Origin of the sequence: Mycobacterium sp. EPa45, from assembly GCF_001021385.1 — a bacterium.
Classification (GTDB): Bacteria; Actinomycetota; Actinomycetes; order Mycobacteriales; family Mycobacteriaceae; genus Mycobacterium.
This window is the reverse complement of sequence record NZ_CP011773.1, coordinates 1564075-1582287: the sequence shown is the minus strand read 5'-3', so window position 1 is coordinate 1582287 and position 18213 is coordinate 1564075. Positions and strand designations below refer to the sequence as shown.

The following is an 18213-nucleotide window of genomic DNA, read 5'->3' as shown; positions in this document are numbered from 1 at the left end:
TAGGCTGTGCGGCATGTCTGCTGAGCTCGTTCCGGTCCGCGTCGGCGTGACCGCTGGTGACCTGTACACCCTGTGGGCGCCGCGCTGGCGCGATGGCGGCGACGAGTGGGAGGCGTTTCTCGGTAAGGACGACGACCTGTTTGCCTTCGAGTCGGTGGCGGACCTGGCCGCGTTCGTGCGCACGAACACCGACAACGACCTCACCGATCACCCGGCGTGGGAGGACCTGACCAAGGCCAACGCCCACAAGTTGAAGCCGGCCGCGGACCGTGAGGCCGACCTGGTGGCCGTCGAGGAGTTGCTCTCGGAGAAGCCCACCGAGGAGGCGGTGACCGCGCTGGCCAACACCATGGCCGTCGTCTCCTCGATCGGTTCGGTGTGCGAGCTGCCCGCTGTCACCCGGTTCTTCAACGGCAACCCCAACCTCGGGTTGCTCTCGGGCGGCTACGAGCAGTTCAGCGGCAAGCCGGGCCTCAAGCGCTGGCGCATCGTCGGTGACATCGTCGCCCGCGGGTGGGACAGCGTGCTGGCGGCGGTCGACGAGGTGATCTCGGTGCCCGAGGTCGACGAGCGGGCGGCCAAGCTGGCGGCCGACGAGCTCGAGGAACCGTACGAGGAGGAAGAGGTCGACGAGGTCGACGAGGTCGAGGCCGACGAAGCCGAGGCGGACGACGCCGAGGCCGTCGAGCCGGCGCCTCAGGACGATGTCGTGCTCGGAAGCCAGGAGGACTTCTGGGCCGAGGTCGGCATCGACCCGGTTCGTATCCAGGCCAGCTCGGGAACGTTCTACACGCTGCGCTGCTACTTCGACGACAGGCCGATCTTCCTCGGCCGCAACGGCCGTGTCAGCGTCTTCACCTCGGAGCGCGCGCTGGCCCGCTACCTGGCCGACGAGCACGACCACGACCTGTCGGACCTGAGCACCTACGACGACATCCGCACTGCGGCCACCGACGGCTCGCTGCGCGTCGACGTCACCGAGGACAACATCTACGTGCTGACCGGCCTGTCGGACGACATCGCCGACGGTCCGGATGCGATCGACCACGACCAGCTGGAGCTGGCCATCGAGCTGGTGCGCGATATCGGTGAGTACTCCGAGGAGGACACCGCCGACAAACTGCTGGCCGAGGACCGCCCGCTGGGCAAACTCGTCGACTACGTGCTCGACCCCGAGGAGAACTCGCGGCCGGCCGGCCCGTACACGGCGGCAGTCAAGGAGTGGGACGAAGTCGAGCGGTTCGTGGAGTCGCGGCTGCGCCGCGAATAGTCACTCCCGCGTCGCTCCACCTTCTGCTTCCCACACCGACTCATCGACTGTCGGCTCGGTGGGCACGTCGTCCTCCGCCTCGTCCTGCGCCTCGCGTTCGAGGACCGCGACCGGCGCGGTCGCGGCGGCCCGGGATTCGGCCAACTTGGCCGCCTGGTACTTGACGCTCGGCGGTTTGGACGGCCACCAGTTGGCGTTGCCGACCAGCACGGCGGCGGCCGGCACGGTGAGCGTGCGGACCAGGAACGTGTCGAGCAGAAGGCCCACGCCGATCACGAAGCCGATCTGCGCGGCGGTGAGGACACTGCTCACGGTCAGGGCCATCATCGATGCCGCGAAAATCAGGCCCGCCGACGTGATCACGCCGCCGGTGGCGCCGACAGTGCGGATGACCGCCGACCGCACACCGTATTTGGCCTCGTCGCGGATCCGCGAGATCAGCAGCAGGTTGTAGTCGGCACCGACGGCGACGAGCACCATGAACGCGATTCCCGGCACGCCCCAAGCCAGGTCCTTACCCAGGATGAACTGGAACAACACGACTCCGATGCCGAGCGCGGCGCCGTACGACAACACCACCGACAACACCAGATACAGCGGCGCGACGACCGCACGCAGCAGCAGTATCAAGATCAAGAAGACGACCGTCAGCGTCATGCACAGGATGTAGACGAAGTCTGAGTCGTAGAAGTCTCGGACGTTGGCGTTGATCGACGAGAAGCCCACCATCGAGATGTCGGCACCGGCCAGCTGCGTGTTCGGCGTTGCGGCGTTCGCGGTGCTGACGATCAGCTTGGTCTGGTCCATCGCCTCGGTGCTGAACGGGTTCAGCGACGTCTGGATCAGATAGCGCGCGGAATGGCCGTCCTCGGAGACGAACAGCTTGGCGGCCTTCTTGAACTCGTCCATCGTGAGCACCTGCGGCGGAATGTAGAAGCCCGACATCGGCGGGTCCGCAGCCTCCCGCTTCATCGCCAACAGGAACGACGAGGCCTGATCCAGACCCTGCCCGAGGTTGCGGGTCTGATCCACCAGAGTCTGGACACCTATGGCGAGTTGGCGACTGGAATCGGCGAGCGTGTTGACGCCCGTCACCGCGTCGTTGAGTTTCTTCTCGACCCCGCCCGGTTGACCCACGCCGAGTGAACGGGCCGCCGACGTCGCTTTCTGGACGCTCTGGCTCAGATCGTGGACGGACTGGTCAAGCCGCTGAGAGCCGTCGGTCTTGGACAACTCACGGGCGAATTCCTCGATGGACTTGACGGCGGGCGTGTTGGCGACGTCGACGATCTTCTGCAGGTCGGATCGGGAGTTGACGCATGCGGGGTCCGCATCGCACTCCGGGCTCACGTTGAGCGCCTTGAGCATCGGCTCGGCCCAGTCGCCGATGCCGGTGACCCGCAGAATGCTCAACCCCAACGAATCACCCAGCGACCGCATGCTGATCGTCAGTGAGGCGGTCTTGTCGATCTGGTCCAGTGTCTTGGAGCCGCCGAACTTCTGCGACATGGCATCCAGCGCGCTCGCCAAGCCCCGGACGCTGGCAATCGATCCCACCACCTGATTGCGGATCTCACCGAGGACGTCGGCCATCTTGCCCGCACCGCCCGAGAGGAGGCTGAGGTTGTCGTCGTTGGTATGGATCAGATTGGACGCATCACCGAGCTTCGTGCCGACTTCACCGGCCTGATACGTCGTCTTGGCCTGCTCGAGCACCTGGCCGGTCGGGCGGGTGATGCCGCGGACCATGTCGATGTCGGGCAGCTGCGCGATACGCGCGGCCATCTGCTCCATGTCGGCCAACGCCTTCGGGCTGCGCAGATCCTTCGGGGACTGGATGAACAGGAACTGCTGCAGCGTGCCGCTGATCGGGAAGTGCCTGTCCATCACCTCGTAGGCGTGGTTGCTCGCGGAGTCCTGCGGCAGGTTCTTGCGGTCGTCGTAGTTGAACCTCATCTGCGTGGTGGTGGCGGCCAACGCACCAAGAATCACCACGCTGGTCGCCAGCAGCGCAACGGGGCGGCGGACGATCATGACACCGGAGCGCCGCCACAGCCGACCCGTGATGTCGCGTCGTTGCTTGATCCATCCCCGCCTGCCCGCCAGCACGATGAAGGCCGGCAGCAGGGTGATCGAGGCCAGGAAGCCCACCACGATCGTGACCGTCAGGGCAGGCCCCACAGTGGAGAAGATCGCCAGTTTGGTGAACGACATTCCGAGGAATGTCAGCGCGACCGTGCCCGCCGATCCGGCGATCACCTCGCCGATCGAGCTCAGTGCCTCGACAAGCGCAGCGTCGGACACCATCCCGGTCTTGGTGAGCTCCTGATATCGGCTGTAGAGGAAGACGCCGTAATCGATGCCGGCGCCCATGATCATGCCGGTCATCAACATCATCGTCTGCGGGCCCAGGCCCAACCCGAGCTCACCGAGACCCGCGACGGCCTGCTGCGCGACCACCAGCGAGATGCCGATGGTGATCAGCGGCATCAGCATCGCCAGCAGGCTGCGATAGACCAGCAGCAGGATCGAGAAGACCAGGCCGACGGTGGCAATCTCGATCATGTGCTGATCTTCTGCACCGATGGCGTTCATATCCTCGAGCGTCGCGCCGCCGCCAACGACGTTGACCTGCAGTGATGAGCCCTTCGCCGCATCCTGGACGGTCTTGATGACGTTGCGGTACGCCTCCTGCCCGTCCGGGGCGCCCATTGTCCCGGTCATACTGACCGGCAGGTTCCAGGCTTTCTTGTCCTTGCTGGTCATCACCTCTTTCAGTTCCGGGGTGCGCAGGAAGTCCTGGAGCGACGTGACGTTCTTGGTGTCGTCCTTGAGCCTGTCGACGATCCTTCGATAGGCGTCCTCGTCGGCCGGTGTCAGCCCGTTCTCATCGCTGAGGATGATCGCCGCGAAATTGCCCGCGTCGGCTTCGTGAAAGGCACCCTGCATCTTCTTGACGGATTGCAGAACCGGAGCGTCCGCGGGAAGGAAACTCGGCGGGTTGCGGGCCGCAACGACGGCGAGCGGCGTGATGAAGGCGAACAGCGCCCCCGCCAGTACGAGCCAAGCAGCGATCACGAGCAGAGGGTGGCGAACGATAGCTCGACCCAAGCCCGTGAAGAGCCTATGCGCTGACACGCCCTTCAAAACGGCGCGCTTGGACATCACACCAAGTTACATCGCGCGAATCCCCGCAGATGTATCACGAGGTGGCGGGCCAATTCGTGGCGAATCCACGCCCGCAAATCGGATCGTACGCGCACCGGGGTGCCAGCGCGCGGCGGGAAGGACTCCGCCTCGACGCTGAGCAAACAATTTGGCCGGAGCCGACGAGCCTCAGCCGATCAGTACCGCATAGCGCGGTTTGATCACCTCGTCGATGATCGCCAGCCGCTCGTCGAAGTGGATGAACGCCGACTTCATCGCGTTGATCGTGAACCGCTCCAGATCGCTCCACCCATAACCGAACGCCTCGACCAGGCGGGTCATCTCCTGGCTCATCGTGGTGTCGCTCATCAGGCGGTTGTCGGTGTTGACGGTGACGCGGAAACGCAGCCGGGCGAGCAGATCGAACGGATGGCTGGCAATGCTGTCCACGGCGCCGGTCTGCACATTCGAGCTCGGGCACAGCTCCAGCGGGATCCGCTTGTCACGCAGGATTGCCGCCAGCGGCCCCAGCCGGGCTGTGCCGTCGCCCGTCACCTCGATGTCGTCGACGATGCGCACCCCATGACCCAATCGATCGGCCCCGCAATAGGCCAGTGCCTCGTGAATGGACGGCAATCCGAACGCCTCACCCGCGTGAATGGTGAAGCGGGCGTTGTTACTTCGCATGTACTCGAACGCGTCGAGGTGGCGGGTGGGCGGATAACCGGCCTCGGCGCCGGCTATGTCGAAGCCGACAACTCCCTTGTCGCGGAACCGGATTGCCAGTGCGGCGATCTCGCGCGAACGCGCGGCGTGGCGCATCGCAGTCACCAGGCAGCGCACCACGATGGGACGTCCGTCAGCCGCCGCAGCCTTCTCGCCGTCCGCGAACCCGGCCAGCACCGCGTCGACCACCTCGTCGAGAGACAGCCCGCGGTCGATGTGCAGCTCGGGAGCGAACCGCACCTCGGCGTACACCACGTTGTCGGCCGCCAGGTCCTCGACGCACTCGAACGCCACCCGGTGCAGCGCCTCCGGGGTCTGCATGACCGCGACGGTGTGGGCGAATGGTTCGAGGTACCGCACCAGCGACCCACTGTGGGCGGCGGTGCGGAAGAACTCGGCCAACCCGGCTTCGTCGGTCGCGGGGAGCCCGTCGTAGCCGATCTGACCGGCGATATCCAGGACGGTGGCCGGGCGCAGGCCGCCGTCGAGGTGGTCGTGCAGCAGCGCCTTGGGCGCTCGGCCGATCATGGGCAGTGTCAGCGGTGTGGTCATCGGACGATCCGATCGATGATGAGCGGGCGTGGCGTCGGCAACGGCGGGCCGGAGCGCAGCGCCCCGGGGATCGGAACCGAGTCGACGACGGTGAACCCGCCAGCCAGCTCGGCCATCGCCGCGGGGATCCGCTCGGCGGTGTCGGTGTAGAGAGTGAACAGCGGCTCACCTGGGCTGACCGGCTCACCGGGCCGGCGATGGATGCGCACGCCGGCCCCGAATTGCACAGGCTGGCCCGGGACGGCTCGGCCAGCGCCGAGCCGCCACACCGCAAGCCCCATCGCCATCGCGTCGATGTCCCCCATTGTGCCGCCCCGCGGTGCCGGGACGGTCTCGGAATGGGCACCGATCGGAAGCTGTGCGTGAACATCACCGCCCTGCGCGGTCACCAGCGCGCGGAAGCGATCCATCGCGGTGCCGTCACGCAGGGTCTCGGCTGGGTCGCGGTCGTCGATCCCGGCCAGATCCAGCATCTCGGCCGCCAGCCGCACGGTCAGCTCCACGACGTCCTCGGGTCCACCGCCGGCCAGCACCTCCAGGGACTCGGCGACCTCCAGAGCGTTGCCTACCGCGCGGCCGAGCGGGATGTCCATATTGGTCAGGATCGCCCTCGTCGGCACACCCTGGGCCAGACCCAGCTCGACCATGGTGGCTGCCAGTTCCCGTGACTCGGCCTCGGTCTTCAGGAACGCACCGCGGCCGACCTTGACGTCGAGCACCAGAGCGTCAGCGCCTTCGGCCAGCTTCTTGCTCATCACCGAACTGGCGATCAGCGGCAACGATTCGACTGTCCCGGTGACATCGCGCAGCGCGTAGATCTTACGGTCGGCCGGGGCGAGTTCACCGGCCGCGAAGATGGCCGCGCCGATCTCCGATAACTGCTGGCGGACTTGATCTTTGGAGATCTCCGCAGTAAATCCGGGAATGGACTCCAGCTTGTCCAGGGTGCCGCCGGTGTGCCCCAGCCCCCGGCCGGCCGCTTGCGGAACCGCCGCACCGCAGGCGGCGACCACGGCAACCAGCGGAATGGTGATCTTGTCGCCCACACCACCGGTGGAGTGCTTGTCCACGGTCGGGATCGGGCGCCCGTCGCGGCGCAGATCGCTGAAGTCCAGGCGTTCGCCGGACGCGATCATCGCCGTCGTCCACCGGGAGATCTCGCCACGGTCCATCCCGCGAAGGAAGATCGCCATCAGCAGCGCCGACATCTGTTCGTCGGCGACCCGGCCGTCGGTGTAGGCGTCGATCACCCAGTCGATCGCCGCGTCGGACAGCCGGCCACCGTCGCGCTTGACCCGGATGACCGTCGGCGCATCGAATGTGAACTGCGTCACGGCTTTTCCCGCTCCATCCGGGCAAGGTCGTCGGGGCCGAACGCGTCGGGCAGCAGTTCGGCCAGCCGACGCGGGCTGTCGGAATGATCGATGAGCAGATCCGGACCGCCGTGCTCGAGAAGGAGCTGCCTGCAGCGCCCGCACGGCATCAGGGCGGCGCCACGACCGTCGACGACTGCCACGGCGATCAGCCGTCCGCCACCTCCGGAGACCAGGGCGCAGACCACTGCGCACTCGGCGCAGAGACCTAGGCCATATGAGACATTCTCCACATTGCAGCCGGTGATGACGCGGCCGTCATCGACCAACCCAGCGGCCCCGACCGGGAACCGTGAATATGGCGCGTAGGCGTTCGTCGCTGCATCAATTGCCTTGGCGCGCAAGAGGTTCCATTCGATTTCACCGGTCATGCGTCGCCAACCACGCCCGTACTGAATGCATTCACCAACCGCCTCGCCAGAGTCGTCTCCTGCCGGCCACACCGGCACAATCTGCCCGGATGGCCGCCTGTTGTCCTTGCACCGTAATTCTTTCGCCGTACAAACGGAGTTAGAGTCCACCCAAAAGCAACGATGGTGTTGGAGGCGCTGAATGAGTACAGCGGCACCGGTCGTGCCGGCCCCCCGCGACAAGTCGACACGACGACGGCGCACCCTTTACCGCGGCGACCCCGGCATGTGGTCGTGGGTGCTCCACCGAATCACCGGCACCACGATCTTCTTCTTCCTCTTCGTGCACGTCCTCGACACCGCCCTGGTCCGGGTCAGCCCGCAGGCCTACAACGAGGTCGTCGAGACGTACAAGACACCGATCGTCGGCCTGATGGAAATCGGCCTGGTGGCCGCCCTGCTGTATCACGCACTCAACGGCGTACGGATCATCCTCATCGACTTCTGGTGGAAGGGCCCGCGCTATCAACGGCAGATGCTGTGGGCGGTGGCCGCGGTGTGGTTGCTGGTCATGGTGCCCTCGCTGGTGATCATCGGCATTCACATGGCGGAGCGGTTTCTATGAGCGCGCCCGAGAGCCGGCTCGGCCCGCCGGCACCGATCCTGGAACGCAGCCACGACCGCCCGGCCGGGCTGGACAACCCGCGCACCCCCCGCCGGCGCTCCGGCATGCCGAACTTCGAGAAGTACGCCTGGCTGTTCATGCGGTTCTCCGGCGTCGTGCTCATCTTCCTCGCCCTGGGTCACCTGTTCATCGGGCTGATGTGGGACGGCGGCGTCTACCGCATCGACTTCAATTACGTCGCGCAGCGCTGGGCCTCGCCGTTCTGGCAGACCTGGGACCTGCTGCTGTTGTGGCTGGCACAGCTGCACGGCGGCAACGGGATCCGCACGATCATCGGTGACTACGCCCGCAAGGACTCGACGAAGTTCTGGCTCAACTCGCTGCTGGTGATCGCGATGCTCATCACCCTGGTGGTGGGAACCTACGTGCTGCTCACCTTCGACCCCAACATCTCCTAGAAGCTCTTTCGAGGCGAAAATGATTACCGAACACCGCTACGACGTGGTCATCGTCGGCGCCGGCGGGGCCGGCATGCGCGCCGCTGTCGAGGCGGGCCCGCGGGTACGGACCGCGGTGCTGACCAAGCTGTACCCGACCCGCTCGCACACCGGCGCCGCCCAGGGCGGCATGTGCGCGGCGCTGGCCAATGTCGAAGAGGACAACTGGGAGTGGCACACCTTCGACACCGTCAAGGGTGGTGACTATCTCGCCGACCAGGATGCCGTCGAGATCATGGCCAAGGAAGCCATCGACGCGGTGCTCGACCTCGAGAAGATGGGGATGCCGTTCAACCGCACCCCGGAGGGTCGCATCGACCAGCGCCGGTTCGGCGGCCACACCCGCGACCACGGCAAGGCGCCGGTCCGCCGCGCCTGTTATGCCGCCGACCGCACCGGCCACATGATCCTGCAGACGCTGTACCAGAACTGCGTCAAGCACGACGTGGAGTTCTTCAACGAGTTCTATGCGCTGGACTTGGTGCTGACCGAAACTCCGAGCGGCCCGGTGGCCAGCGGGGTGGTGGCCTACGAGCTCGCCACCGGCGACATCCACGTATTCCACGCCAAGGCCATCGTGTTCGCCACCGGCGGCTCGGGGCGGATGTACAAGACCACCTCCAACGCACACACGCTGACCGGCGACGGCCTGGGGATCGTCTTCCGCAAGGGACTTCCGTTGGAGGACATGGAGTTCCACCAGTTCCATCCGACCGGCCTGGCCGGTCTGGGGATCCTCATCTCCGAGGCGGTCCGCGGCGAGGGCGGCCGACTGCTCAACGGCGAGGGCGAGCGGTTCATGGAGCGTTACGCCCCCACCATCGTCGACCTGGCGCCACGCGACATCGTCGCCCGCTCGATGGTGCTCGAGGTCCTGGAAGGCCGCGGCGCCGGCCCGCACAAGGACTACGTGTACATCGACGTGCGCCACCTCGGCGAGGACGTGCTGGAGGCGAAACTGCCCGACATCACCGAGTTCGCCCGCACCTACCTCGGTGTCGACCCGGTCAAGGAGCTGGTGCCGGTCTACCCCACCTGCCACTACGTGATGGGCGGTATCCCGACCACCGTCACCGGACAGGTGTTGCGGGACAACACCACGACGGTGCCGGGCCTGTACGCCGCCGGCGAATGCGCGTGTGTGTCGGTGCACGGCGCCAATCGGCTGGGCACCAACTCGCTGCTGGACATCAACGTCTTCGGCCGTCGCGCGGGGATCTCCGCCGCGAATTACGCCCTCGGCCACGATTTCGTCGACCTGCCCGAGCAGCCGGCCGGCATGGTGGTGAACTGGGTCGCCGACATCCTGAGCGAGCACGGCAACGAGCGGGTGGCCGACATCCGCGGCGCGCTGCAGCAGTCGATGGACAACAACGCCGCGGTGTTCCGCACCGAGGAGACCCTCAAGCAGGCGCTCACCGACATCCACGCTCTCAAGGAGCGGTATGCCCGAATCAGTGTGCACGACAAGGGAAAGCGGTACAACAGCGACCTGCTGGAAGCCATCGAGCTGGGATTCCTGCTGGAACTGGCCGAAGTCACCGTCGTCGGTGCGCTCAACCGCAAGGAATCTCGTGGCGGTCACGCCCGGGAGGACTACCCGAACCGCGACGACACCAACTACATGCGGCACACCATGGCGTACAAGGAAGGCCATGAGCTCCTCAGCGACATCCGGCTGGACTACAAACCTGTCGTGCAGACCCGCTACGAGCCGATGGAGCGGAAGTACTAGAGATGACGATTGCACCTGAGCGCAAAGAGCCCGCGCTGCCGCCGATTCCGGACGGCGCGGTGATGGTGACACTCAAGATCGCGCGGTTCAACCCGGAGGATCCCGACAGCGCCGGCTACCAGAGCTTTCGGGTGCCCTGCCTGCCATCGGATCGGTTGCTGAACCTGCTGATCTACGTGAAGAGCTACCTGGACGGGACGCTGACCTTCCGCCGCTCGTGCGCGCACGGGGTGTGCGGCTCGGACGCGATGCGGATCAACGGCGTCAACCGGCTGGCGTGCAAGGTGCTGATGCGCGACCTGTTGCCCAAGAAGGACAAGCCGCTGACCATCACCATCGAGCCGATCCGCGGCCTGGCCGTGGAGAAGGACCTGGTGGTCAACATGGAGCCGTTCTTCGACGCCTACCGCGCGGTGAAGCCGTATCTGATCACCTCGGGCAATCCCCCCACCCGCGAACGCATTCAGAGCCCGACCGACCGGGCCCGCTACGACGACACCACCAAGTGCATCCTGTGTGCCTGCTGCACGACCAGCTGCCCGGTGTACTGGAGCGAAGGGTCGTACTTCGGGCCGGCCGCGATCGTCAACGCGCACCGCTTCATCTTCGACAGCCGCGACGAGGGCGCCGCCGAGCGCCTCGACATCCTCAACGACGTCGACGGGGTGTGGCGCTGCCGCACCACGTTCAACTGCACCGACGCCTGCCCGCGCGGCATCGAGGTCACCAAGGCGATCCAGGAAGTCAAGCGCGCGTTGATGTTCGCGCGCTGACTCACCTTCGTCGAGCCGCCCACTGTGCGGTTTCATCCGCGACACACCGCTCTCGCCGTATCGTGCCGCACGCTCGCGGAAGGCTTTCTAGTCGACCACCCGGTAGCTGGTCTCCCGGGCTCCCCGTTCCCAGAGCACCCCGCCCCCGGCCGTCACACCGGCCGCGCTCAGCTCCCTCTTGAGGACCTTGTTCGTGGCGGTCTGCGGCAGATCATCGTTGATGCGGACGAACCGCGGCCAGGCCTTCGGCGACAAATCGGGCTGGGCGGCCAGGAACTCCTCGAACTGCGCCGGGGTCAACGACTCGCCCTGACGCAGAACGACCGCCGCCATCACCTGATCGCCGACCCGTTCGTCGGGCACCGCGTAGACCGCCACCTGGTTGACTTGCGCTAGCCGCAACAGGATCCGCTCGATCGGTGCGGCGGCCATGTTCTCCCCGTCGACGCGCATCCAGTCCGAGGTCCGGCCGGCCAGGTAGATCCAGCCGTCGGCATCGCGGTAGGCCAGGTCGCCGGTCCAGTACATGCCGTGCCGAAGCCGTTCGGAAGTCGCGTCCGCATCGTTGTAGTAGCCGGTGAACGGTCCCGAGCCGGTCGTGTTCACCAGCTCCCCGACCGCATCGTCGGCATTTACCAGCGCTCCGTTATCGTCGAAAATTGCTGTGGCGCATTCGGTCACGCTGTCGGGATGGTAAATCGACACTCCGCCCCAGCCCTTGCCGATCGAGCCGGGCGGGGTGCCGTCCTCGCGGACCACGACGACGGCGAACTCGCTGGAGCCGAAGCCGTCGATGATGCGACAGCCGAAACGGCGGGAGAACTCTGCGATATCGCGGTCGGTGGCCTCGTTGCCGTACATGATGCGCAGCGGGTTGTCGGCGTCGTCGGGTTGTTCGGGGGTGGCCAGTACCAGCGCCAGCGGCTTGCCCACATAGTTCATGAACGTGACGCCGTAACGGCGCAAATCCGGCAGCAGGCGCGACACCGAGAACTTCACCGGGACCATCGCCGCGCCTGCGGTGATCGCCACCGAGAACCCGACGGCCACTCCGTTCGAATGGAACAGTGGCATCGCGAGATAGCACACGTCGTCGGCGGTGATGTCCATCTGGGCCACCAGGCTCAGGCCGCACATGACGCTCATCGTGTGGACGAACGGCACAGCCTTCGGGTTGCCGCTGGTGCCGGAGGTGAAGATCATCATGAACGGGTCGGTGCCGGTGACTTCGTGCGGAACAAGCGGTTTCGCTTCGGCAACCGCTTCCCCGTAGCGTGCGCCCGTCACATTCAGCACGGCGATACCGGTGAGGTCCAGACCGTCGAGCAGCGCGGCGTGGTCGCCGTCGACCAGCAACAGCTGACAGTCCGAGCGGCGGATGTCCGAGACCAAACCCTCCCCCCGGCGGGTGGTGTTGATACCGCACAACACATAGCCGCCGAGCGCCGCCGCGGCCATCGACCGCACGTAGGCCGGCGAATTCGTCATCAGCGCACCGGCATGCAGCGGCCGCGCCGGGTCCATCAGAGCGAGCAATGCGGAGGCTTCCGCGGTCGCTCCGGCCAGGTACTCGCGCCACGTCCAGGTGCGCTCGGGTGAGATCACCGCGAGCGAATCGTCGTCGATCCGGGTGCGCAACAGCTTCTGGACGGTGTCGATCATGCGTCGGCCGGACGGTAGCGCAGCAGGGTCATCCCGGTGTCGGGGAGGTCGCAGAACACCGGGCTGACGCGCATCCCGATCCGGACGTCGTCCGGGGCGACATCGACCAGCTCGGTGGAGAACCGCGGACCGACATCCCACTGCACCACGGCGGGCAGCTGCGGCAGCGAATCGGCCCACGGCGGTCCGGTCGGTCGGCGCGCCACTGTGTAGGTATAAAGTGTTGCCGCTCCGTCGATCTCGCGCCATTCCAGGTCGTCGGCGAGCGTGCCCGGCGCGAGCGTTCGCGGGTAGAATACGTAGCGGCCCGCCGACGGCGAGTACTGGATCATGATCCGGTGTTCGGCCAGCGCATCCCAGAACGGCCGGGACACCGGGGTCGGTTCGGGTACCGGGATCATCAGTCGCCTCCCAGCACCAGGGCCACCTGCTCGCTCATGATCCCCCCGGTCCCGGCGACGAACGCGATGTTCGCATCCGCGACCTGGGCGGCCGCCGAGCGTCCCATCAGCTGCCGGGCGGCGTCGACGACATGATGCATGCCGCCGGACATCCCGGCCTGCCCGTACGACAGCTGGCCGCCAGCGGTGTTGAGCGGGAAGTCACCGCGGAAGGTGAGGTCCCGCTCCTTGATCCAGGTCATGCCGTGGCCCTTCGGGCAGAATCCGGCGTCCTCCAGCGTCATCAGCACCGTGATCGTGTAGCAGTCGTAGATCGAGGCCACGTCGACATCGGCCGGGCTCAGTCCTGCCATGGCGAAGGCGCGCGCTGCCGAGCGAGCGATCGGGGTGATCATCGGGTCCTGCGCGTACGTCGTGGTCTTGAACGCGATGTGCTCACCGAATCCCTTGATCCACACCGGCCGATGACGGCTCTTGCGGGCCAGGTCCGCATTGGCGACCAGGACCCCCGTGCCACCGTGCACAGGCATGACGGTTTCGAGCATATGGATCGGATCCGAGATCATCGGGCTGCCGAGGACGTCGGCCTCGGTCAGCGGTGTGCCGTGGAACACCGCGCCGGGATGCGCGCAGGCGTTGGTCCGCTGGTCGACGGCGATCTTGGCCAGCGCCGTCGGGTCATAGCCGTACTGCGCGGCGTAGCGTTGGGCGATCTGGGCGAACGGGGCGTTCTGCCCGACGTTGCCGTACGGGATCTCATACTCGGCCTGCGGCGAGCCGTAGTTGTTGCTCGACGCCCCATACCAACTCGGCGCGATCGGCTCGCGGCGCGCTGAGCGCGGCAGAGCCCGCGAGCCTGGCAGCACGGCGAGCACCGCATCACACAGCCCGAGTTCGACCGCGACCGCCGCACGCCACACCATGGCCGCCGAGGTCGCCCCGCCCAGATCCACCCGCTCACCGAAATCGATTGGCAGACCCAGGTATTCGGACAGGGTGGCCGGGACGAACATGTCCGATTCGGCCAGGCCGTGCGAGATCAGCCCGTTGACGCCGCCGGCGTCCAGCCCGGCGTCGTCGAGCACCATCTTGGTCAGCGCGGCGTACTGGTCGAGGGTGAACAACTCCGGTCGGGTCGGCTTGCGCTCGGCGGGCAGTTCGGCGATCCCGACGATCGCCGCCTCCCCGGCAAGCTGCATCAGGAAACCTCCTGCCGCCGAGGCAGTTCCACGGTCGCGGTGCCGGGCATCAGGATGTCGGCATCGCGGCGTCCGGCGATGTCCAGGTCGACCAGAGCCCGGCCGCCGTCGAGCCGCTTCGCGGTGACGGTGCCGCCGAACGTCAGCGGCTGACCGGGGAACGCCACGCCGCGGTTCTGTACCGAATAGTTCACCAGCCGGCCGCGGCCGCCGATCCAGTCGGTGATCGCACGGGCCAGCAGGGCCGCCTGCAGCGGGCCCTGCACGAGGACGTCGTCGTAACCCTCTTTGTCCCGGGCCCACTGCTTGTCGTAGTGAATGCGATGACCGTTGTAGGTCGCCGCGCTGAAAAAGAACATCTGCGTCTCGTCGACGGTGACAGTCAACTCCGGCAACCGATCTCCGGGTTCGACATCGTCGTAGAACAGCTCGGTCATGGGCGGGCGATCATCGACGTGGAAGCCTCGGCGACCAGCTCACCGTGTTGGTTGCGATACACGGTGTGCCAGGTGACCAGTACGAATCGGCCTGAGCGGCCCTCTTTTTCGACGACGGAGGCGATGGTGCGGACCATCTCGATCTCGTCGCGGTGATAGCTGGGCAGATGGAAGGTGGTGCTCTCACCACCGGCCATTCGCCGCGGCGCCTTCGGGAAGGCCAGGCTGCCGGACACGGTTCCCGACGAACCGTCGGGCCGCAGACTCGACAGCGAGCTCACCCCGAGGATGGCGTACTGCAGATACAGCGGCGGGCAGATGACGTCGCGGTAGCCGTTGGCGCGAGCGTAATCCGGGTCAAACCACAGCGGGTTGTCGTCGCCGACTGCGGCAGCCCAGCGCTGCCAGTCCCGGCGAATCACCTCACCCCTGGCGGTCGCCGCCACGGTACCGACCCGTGCGGCGGTCTCCGCGTCGATCAGGCTGTCCGTCACCGGCCGTCCTTGCGCCGTAACCGGTCACCCACCGCCGCACGGCTGACGTCGTCCTCGTCGAGCCAGGCGGCCGCGATGTCGGCTCCCCCGCCCAGGGTCGAGAGCACCCTTGCCCGCTCCGACCAGAGGTAGAGGTCGGTCTCCACGACGTACCCCATCCCGCCGTGCAATTGGTGGGCGTCGAGGGTGGCCCACTTGGCCGCGGTGGCGGACTGAATTCGGGCGATCGCGGTCTCCCGGACGGCAGGGCGTCCGGCCGCGATCGCGAACACCGCCGACTGCGCGGCCAGTCGCGCCGCCGCCAGTGCGATGTGCATGTCCGCCACGATGTGCTGGGCAGCCTGGAACGAGGCGATCGGCCGGCCGAACTGGTGGCGCATGGTGGTGTAGCGCACGGTGCGCTCGAGCACCGCCTCGCCGACACCAACCAGATCAAGTGCCGTCAACGCCACCGCCGCGTTGGCGGTCCGTCGCAGGTCGTCGCGACCAAGGGCGGCACCGTCGTTGAGGACGTCATCGACCGGCACATCGTCGAAGCGCAGCACCGAGACGTGGTGGCCGCCCATCAGCGCCAGCGGCCGCAGCGTCACACCGTCGTTGCGCAACCGGACGACGAATCCCACGGTATTGCCCGACCGGTCGAATCCGGACACGACGACGATGTCGGCGGTGTCGGCATCGTTGACGAAATCGGCTGTGCCGGTGAGCCGCCAGGTGCCCTCGCGGTCCTGATCGGCCCGCATGGTGGCGGTGACGTCGGACGCGTCGTTCGGATTCCACAGCGCGGTGGTTGCCGCGAGGCGGCCGGCAGCCAGGTCCGGCAACCAGGTGATGCAGGACTTCTCGCCGCCCAGGATGCGCAAGGCGTGCGCGGCGATCGCGGTGCTGTGTACCCGCATCGGGCACAGGGCCCGGCCGGCCTCGCGGGCGAAGACCCCGAGATCCGACAGCGAGCCACCGGACCCGCCGTAGATCTCGGGCAGACCCAGTCCCATCACCCCGGCCGCCGCCAGGTCACCCCACAGATCGGAGCGCCCGGCGCCCAACAAGCCGCGCAGGCTCGCCGCCAAGTCGCGCTCATCTTGAGATGCAACGAGTTTCATGTCACCGTCCGTAGGAGGGCATGCCGTTACCACGCTGGGCGATGACGTCCCGGAGCACCTCGTTGGTACCGCCGCCGAAGCGCATCAGCGGGGCAAACCGATAGAGCTTCTCGAACCGGCCACCGGCAGGTGCTTCCGAATTACGATGCACCAGCAGGCCTTCCGCGCCGAGCAGGTCGATGCCCAGATCGGCGATCCGCTGCCGCAATTCGCTGCTGAAGACCTTCTCGACGCTGACCTCAACGGTCGGGATCACGCCGCCGGCCAACAGCGACGACGCCTCGTAGCCCATCAGCCCGGCGACCTCGACGTCGGCCTCGGCCTGGGCGAGCCGGCGGCGGAATCCCGGGTTGTCGATGGGCACGGTGCCGTCACGCCGCGGCATCCGGGCCAGCACCTGCAGCTCGTCGAGCGCACGACGCAGGTCGCCGGCGTTGGTCAGCGCACCGCGCTCCAGGTCGAGCGCGCCGGTGATGTAGGACCAGCCGCGGTTCTCCTCACCGATCAGGTTGGTCACCGGCACCCGCACGTCGTCGAAGAACACCTCGTTGGTCCGGTAGCCGGACCAGGCGATCAACGGGCGGATCCGCACGCCAGGGCTCTCGACCGGCACGACGATCACCGAGATGCCCCGATGCCGCTGGGCCTGCGGGTCGGTGCGCACACACAGCCATTCGTGGGTGGACCGCTGGGCCCCGCTGTTCCAGATCTTGGACCCGTTGATCACCCATTCGTCGCCGTCGCGAACCGCCCGGGTGCGCAGCGACGCCAGGTCGGTCCCGGCATCGGGCTCGGAATAGCCCAGCGCGCAGGTCATCTCGCCACGGGCGATCAGCGGGAGAAACTCACGCTTGTTCTGCTCGGTGCCATGCCGCATGATCATCGGCGCGATCGAGGTGACGGTCAGATCCGGGCCAGGTGCGCCCCAATATTCGAACTCGGTCATCAGCAGGTGCAGATGCACCGGCCCCAGCCCGAGTCCGCCGTACTCCGCGGGCCAGTTCAGGCCGAACCAGCCCTTGGCGCCGAGCTTGCGGCGAAACGCCGCGACCTCGCCGCCGGGGTACTCCAGATTGTGTTCGGCGATCTCGGCCCGCAGGGCGTCAGTGACGTTCTGGCGCAGGAATTCCCGAACCTCGGCCAACCAGGCGCGCTGTTCGGCATCGAGGTCGAAATCCACAAGTCAGCACCATAGCCGAGTAGTTAGTCCGTCAACTCAATATTGATGCGTATCGGGGTGTCACATTTCGGGCCGCCGGAGCATCTTGAGTACATGACCACGAAAACACGACTGGAACCCCTCACCCCCGATAAGGCCCCGCGGCTGACTCGGCTGATGTATCGCTGGGCCAAGCGACGCTTCGGCGAGGTGCCCGAACCGTTCGCCGTCTACGCCCATCACACCCGCCTGATGGTGGCCAACGCCGTCCACGAAGGCCTGCTGCAGAACGCCTCGAAGTCCCTGCCCACCGACGTCCGTGAACTCGCGGTGTTCTGGACCGCCCGCACCGTCGGCTGTTCGTGGTGCGTGGACTTCGGGCAGATGCTGATGCGGCTCGAAGGGCTGGACCTCGAGCGCCTGGCGCACATCGACGACTACGCGACCTCGCCGCTCTACACCGACGACGAGCGGGCCGCGATCGCCTACGCCGACGCGATGACGAAGGATCCGCACACGATCACCGACGAGCAGGTCCACGATCTGCGGCGGCGATTCGGCGCCGACGGGGTGATCGAGCTGACCTACCAGATCGGCATCGAGAACATGCGGGCCCGGATGAACTCGGCGCTGGGCATCACCGAGCAGGGCTTCAGTTCGGGCGACGCCTGCCGGGTCCCCTGGACGACATGAGACCCAGCCGTTGGACC

At 66.8% G+C, this 18213-nt stretch carries 17 protein-coding genes; 6 read left to right on the top strand and 11 right to left on the bottom strand.

Annotated elements, in window-relative coordinates:
* The first annotated feature begins 13 nt into the window (after positions 1 to 13).
* Positions 14 to 1270, top strand: a complete 1257-nt coding sequence (locus tag AB431_RS07420; RefSeq protein ID WP_047329391.1) for a hypothetical protein — start codon at positions 14 to 16, stop codon at positions 1268 to 1270.
* Here the strand turns inward: AB431_RS07420 and AB431_RS07415 are convergent, their stop codons facing one another.
* The 4 genes from AB431_RS07415 to AB431_RS07400 form a co-directional block, all read right to left on the bottom strand.
* The gene (locus tag AB431_RS07415) at positions 1271 to 4435 is read right to left on the bottom strand and encodes an RND family transporter (RefSeq protein WP_082135584.1); all 3165 of its coding nucleotides are present in this window, start codon (positions 4433 to 4435) and stop codon (positions 1271 to 1273) included.
* Positions 4436 to 4606: 171 nt separating this feature from the next.
* Positions 4607 to 5695, bottom strand: coding sequence for an adenosine deaminase (locus AB431_RS07410; RefSeq protein WP_047329390.1), 1089 nt, complete (start codon positions 5693 to 5695; stop codon positions 4607 to 4609).
* Complete coding sequence (locus AB431_RS07405) at positions 5692 to 7029, bottom strand: thymidine phosphorylase (protein WP_047329389.1); 1338 nt, start codon at positions 7027 to 7029, stop codon at positions 5692 to 5694. The genes AB431_RS07410 and AB431_RS07405 overlap by 4 nt, the downstream gene beginning before the upstream one ends.
* Entirely contained in the window at positions 7026 to 7439 is a 414-nt protein-coding gene (locus AB431_RS07400) for a cytidine deaminase (RefSeq protein ID WP_047329388.1), read from the bottom strand. Before AB431_RS07400 ends, AB431_RS07405 begins: the two co-directional genes overlap by 4 nt.
* 181 nt (positions 7440 to 7620) lie before the next feature.
* On the opposite strand from AB431_RS07400, the gene sdhC reads away from it, so the two are divergent.
* Genes sdhC through AB431_RS07380 form a run of 4 tightly spaced genes read left to right on the top strand, consistent with a single transcriptional unit; the run spans position 7621 to position 11048 of the window.
* Entirely contained in the window at positions 7621 to 8043 is a 423-nt protein-coding gene (gene sdhC / locus AB431_RS07395) for a succinate dehydrogenase, cytochrome b556 subunit (RefSeq protein ID WP_082135583.1), read from the top strand.
* Positions 8040 to 8501, top strand: coding sequence for a succinate dehydrogenase hydrophobic membrane anchor subunit (locus AB431_RS07390; RefSeq protein WP_047329387.1), 462 nt, complete (start codon positions 8040 to 8042; stop codon positions 8499 to 8501). The genes sdhC and AB431_RS07390 overlap by 4 nt, the downstream gene beginning before the upstream one ends.
* Before the next feature lie 19 nt (positions 8502 to 8520).
* The gene (gene sdhA / locus AB431_RS07385; RefSeq protein ID WP_047329386.1) at positions 8521 to 10275 is read left to right on the top strand and encodes a succinate dehydrogenase flavoprotein subunit; all 1755 of its coding nucleotides are present in this window, start codon (positions 8521 to 8523) and stop codon (positions 10273 to 10275) included.
* 2 nt (positions 10276 to 10277) lie between these two features.
* Positions 10278 to 11048, top strand: coding sequence for a succinate dehydrogenase iron-sulfur subunit (locus AB431_RS07380; RefSeq protein WP_047329385.1), 771 nt, complete (start codon positions 10278 to 10280; stop codon positions 11046 to 11048).
* An 87-nt stretch (positions 11049 to 11135) separates the two neighbouring features.
* Here AB431_RS07380 and fadD1 read toward each other — a convergent pair whose 3' ends face one another.
* Genes fadD1 through AB431_RS07345 form a run of 7 tightly spaced genes read right to left on the bottom strand, consistent with a single transcriptional unit; the run spans position 11136 to position 17524 of the window.
* Positions 11136 to 12710, bottom strand: coding sequence for a fatty-acid--CoA ligase FadD1 (gene fadD1 / locus AB431_RS07375; protein WP_047329384.1), 1575 nt, complete (start codon positions 12708 to 12710; stop codon positions 11136 to 11138).
* Positions 12707 to 13111, bottom strand: coding sequence for a Zn-ribbon domain-containing OB-fold protein (locus AB431_RS07370; RefSeq protein WP_047329383.1), 405 nt, complete (start codon positions 13109 to 13111; stop codon positions 12707 to 12709). The genes fadD1 and AB431_RS07370 overlap by 4 nt, the downstream gene beginning before the upstream one ends.
* Positions 13111 to 14313 (bottom strand): thiolase family protein, encoded by a 1203-nt coding sequence (locus AB431_RS07365; RefSeq protein WP_144418443.1) that lies wholly within the window; start codon positions 14311 to 14313, stop codon positions 13111 to 13113. Before AB431_RS07365 ends, AB431_RS07370 begins: the two co-directional genes overlap by 1 nt.
* Entirely contained in the window at positions 14310 to 14747 is a 438-nt protein-coding gene (locus AB431_RS07360; protein WP_047329381.1) for a MaoC family dehydratase, read from the bottom strand. The genes AB431_RS07365 and AB431_RS07360 overlap by 4 nt, the downstream gene beginning before the upstream one ends.
* Positions 14744 to 15241, bottom strand: coding sequence for a MaoC family dehydratase N-terminal domain-containing protein (locus AB431_RS07355; protein WP_047329380.1), 498 nt, complete (start codon positions 15239 to 15241; stop codon positions 14744 to 14746). The genes AB431_RS07360 and AB431_RS07355 overlap by 4 nt, the downstream gene beginning before the upstream one ends.
* Entirely contained in the window at positions 15238 to 16344 is a 1107-nt protein-coding gene (locus tag AB431_RS07350) for an acyl-CoA dehydrogenase family protein (RefSeq protein WP_047329379.1), read from the bottom strand. Before AB431_RS07350 ends, AB431_RS07355 begins: the two co-directional genes overlap by 4 nt.
* 1 nt (position 16345) lies before the next feature.
* On the bottom strand, positions 16346 to 17524 hold the full coding sequence (locus tag AB431_RS07345) for an acyl-CoA dehydrogenase family protein (protein ID WP_047329378.1): 1179 nt from the start codon (positions 17522 to 17524) through the stop codon (positions 16346 to 16348).
* Positions 17525 to 17617: 93 nt separating this feature from the next.
* Here AB431_RS07345 and AB431_RS07340 point away from each other — a divergent pair, with 93 nt between their 5' ends.
* Positions 17618 to 18196, top strand: coding sequence for a carboxymuconolactone decarboxylase family protein (locus AB431_RS07340; RefSeq protein WP_047333178.1), 579 nt, complete (start codon positions 17618 to 17620; stop codon positions 18194 to 18196).
* The last annotated feature ends 17 nt before the right edge of the window (positions 18197 to 18213 follow it).

What these genes read in the sequence shown, in the direction of transcription:
- AB431_RS07380 (WP_047329385.1), top strand. Translation starts at nt 10,278, where the DNA reads ATGACGATTGCACCTGAGCGCAAAGAGCCCGCGCTGCCGCCGATTCCG.
- fadD1 (WP_047329384.1), bottom strand. Translation starts at nt 12,710, where the DNA reads ATGATCGACACCGTCCAGAAGCTGTTGCGCACCCGGATCGACGACGAT.
- AB431_RS07415 (WP_082135584.1), bottom strand. Translation starts at nt 4,435, where the DNA reads ATGTCCAAGCGCGCCGTTTTGAAGGGCGTGTCAGCGCATAGGCTCTTC.
- AB431_RS07340 (WP_047333178.1), top strand. Translation starts at nt 17,618, where the DNA reads ATGACCACGAAAACACGACTGGAACCCCTCACCCCCGATAAGGCCCCG.
- AB431_RS07390 (WP_047329387.1), top strand. Translation starts at nt 8,040, where the DNA reads ATGAGCGCGCCCGAGAGCCGGCTCGGCCCGCCGGCACCGATCCTGGAA.
- AB431_RS07420 (WP_047329391.1), top strand. Translation starts at nt 14, where the DNA reads ATGTCTGCTGAGCTCGTTCCGGTCCGCGTCGGCGTGACCGCTGGTGAC.
- sdhC (WP_082135583.1), top strand. Translation starts at nt 7,621, where the DNA reads ATGAGTACAGCGGCACCGGTCGTGCCGGCCCCCCGCGACAAGTCGACA.
- AB431_RS07410 (WP_047329390.1), bottom strand. Translation starts at nt 5,695, where the DNA reads ATGACCACACCGCTGACACTGCCCATGATCGGCCGAGCGCCCAAGGCG.
- AB431_RS07360 (WP_047329381.1), bottom strand. Translation starts at nt 14,747, where the DNA reads ATGACCGAGCTGTTCTACGACGATGTCGAACCCGGAGATCGGTTGCCG.
- AB431_RS07400 (WP_047329388.1), bottom strand. Translation starts at nt 7,439, where the DNA reads ATGACCGGTGAAATCGAATGGAACCTCTTGCGCGCCAAGGCAATTGAT.
- AB431_RS07370 (WP_047329383.1), bottom strand. Translation starts at nt 13,111, where the DNA reads ATGATCCCGGTACCCGAACCGACCCCGGTGTCCCGGCCGTTCTGGGAT.
- sdhA (WP_047329386.1), top strand. Translation starts at nt 8,521, where the DNA reads ATGATTACCGAACACCGCTACGACGTGGTCATCGTCGGCGCCGGCGGG.
- AB431_RS07350 (WP_047329379.1), bottom strand. Translation starts at nt 16,344, where the DNA reads ATGAAACTCGTTGCATCTCAAGATGAGCGCGACTTGGCGGCGAGCCTG.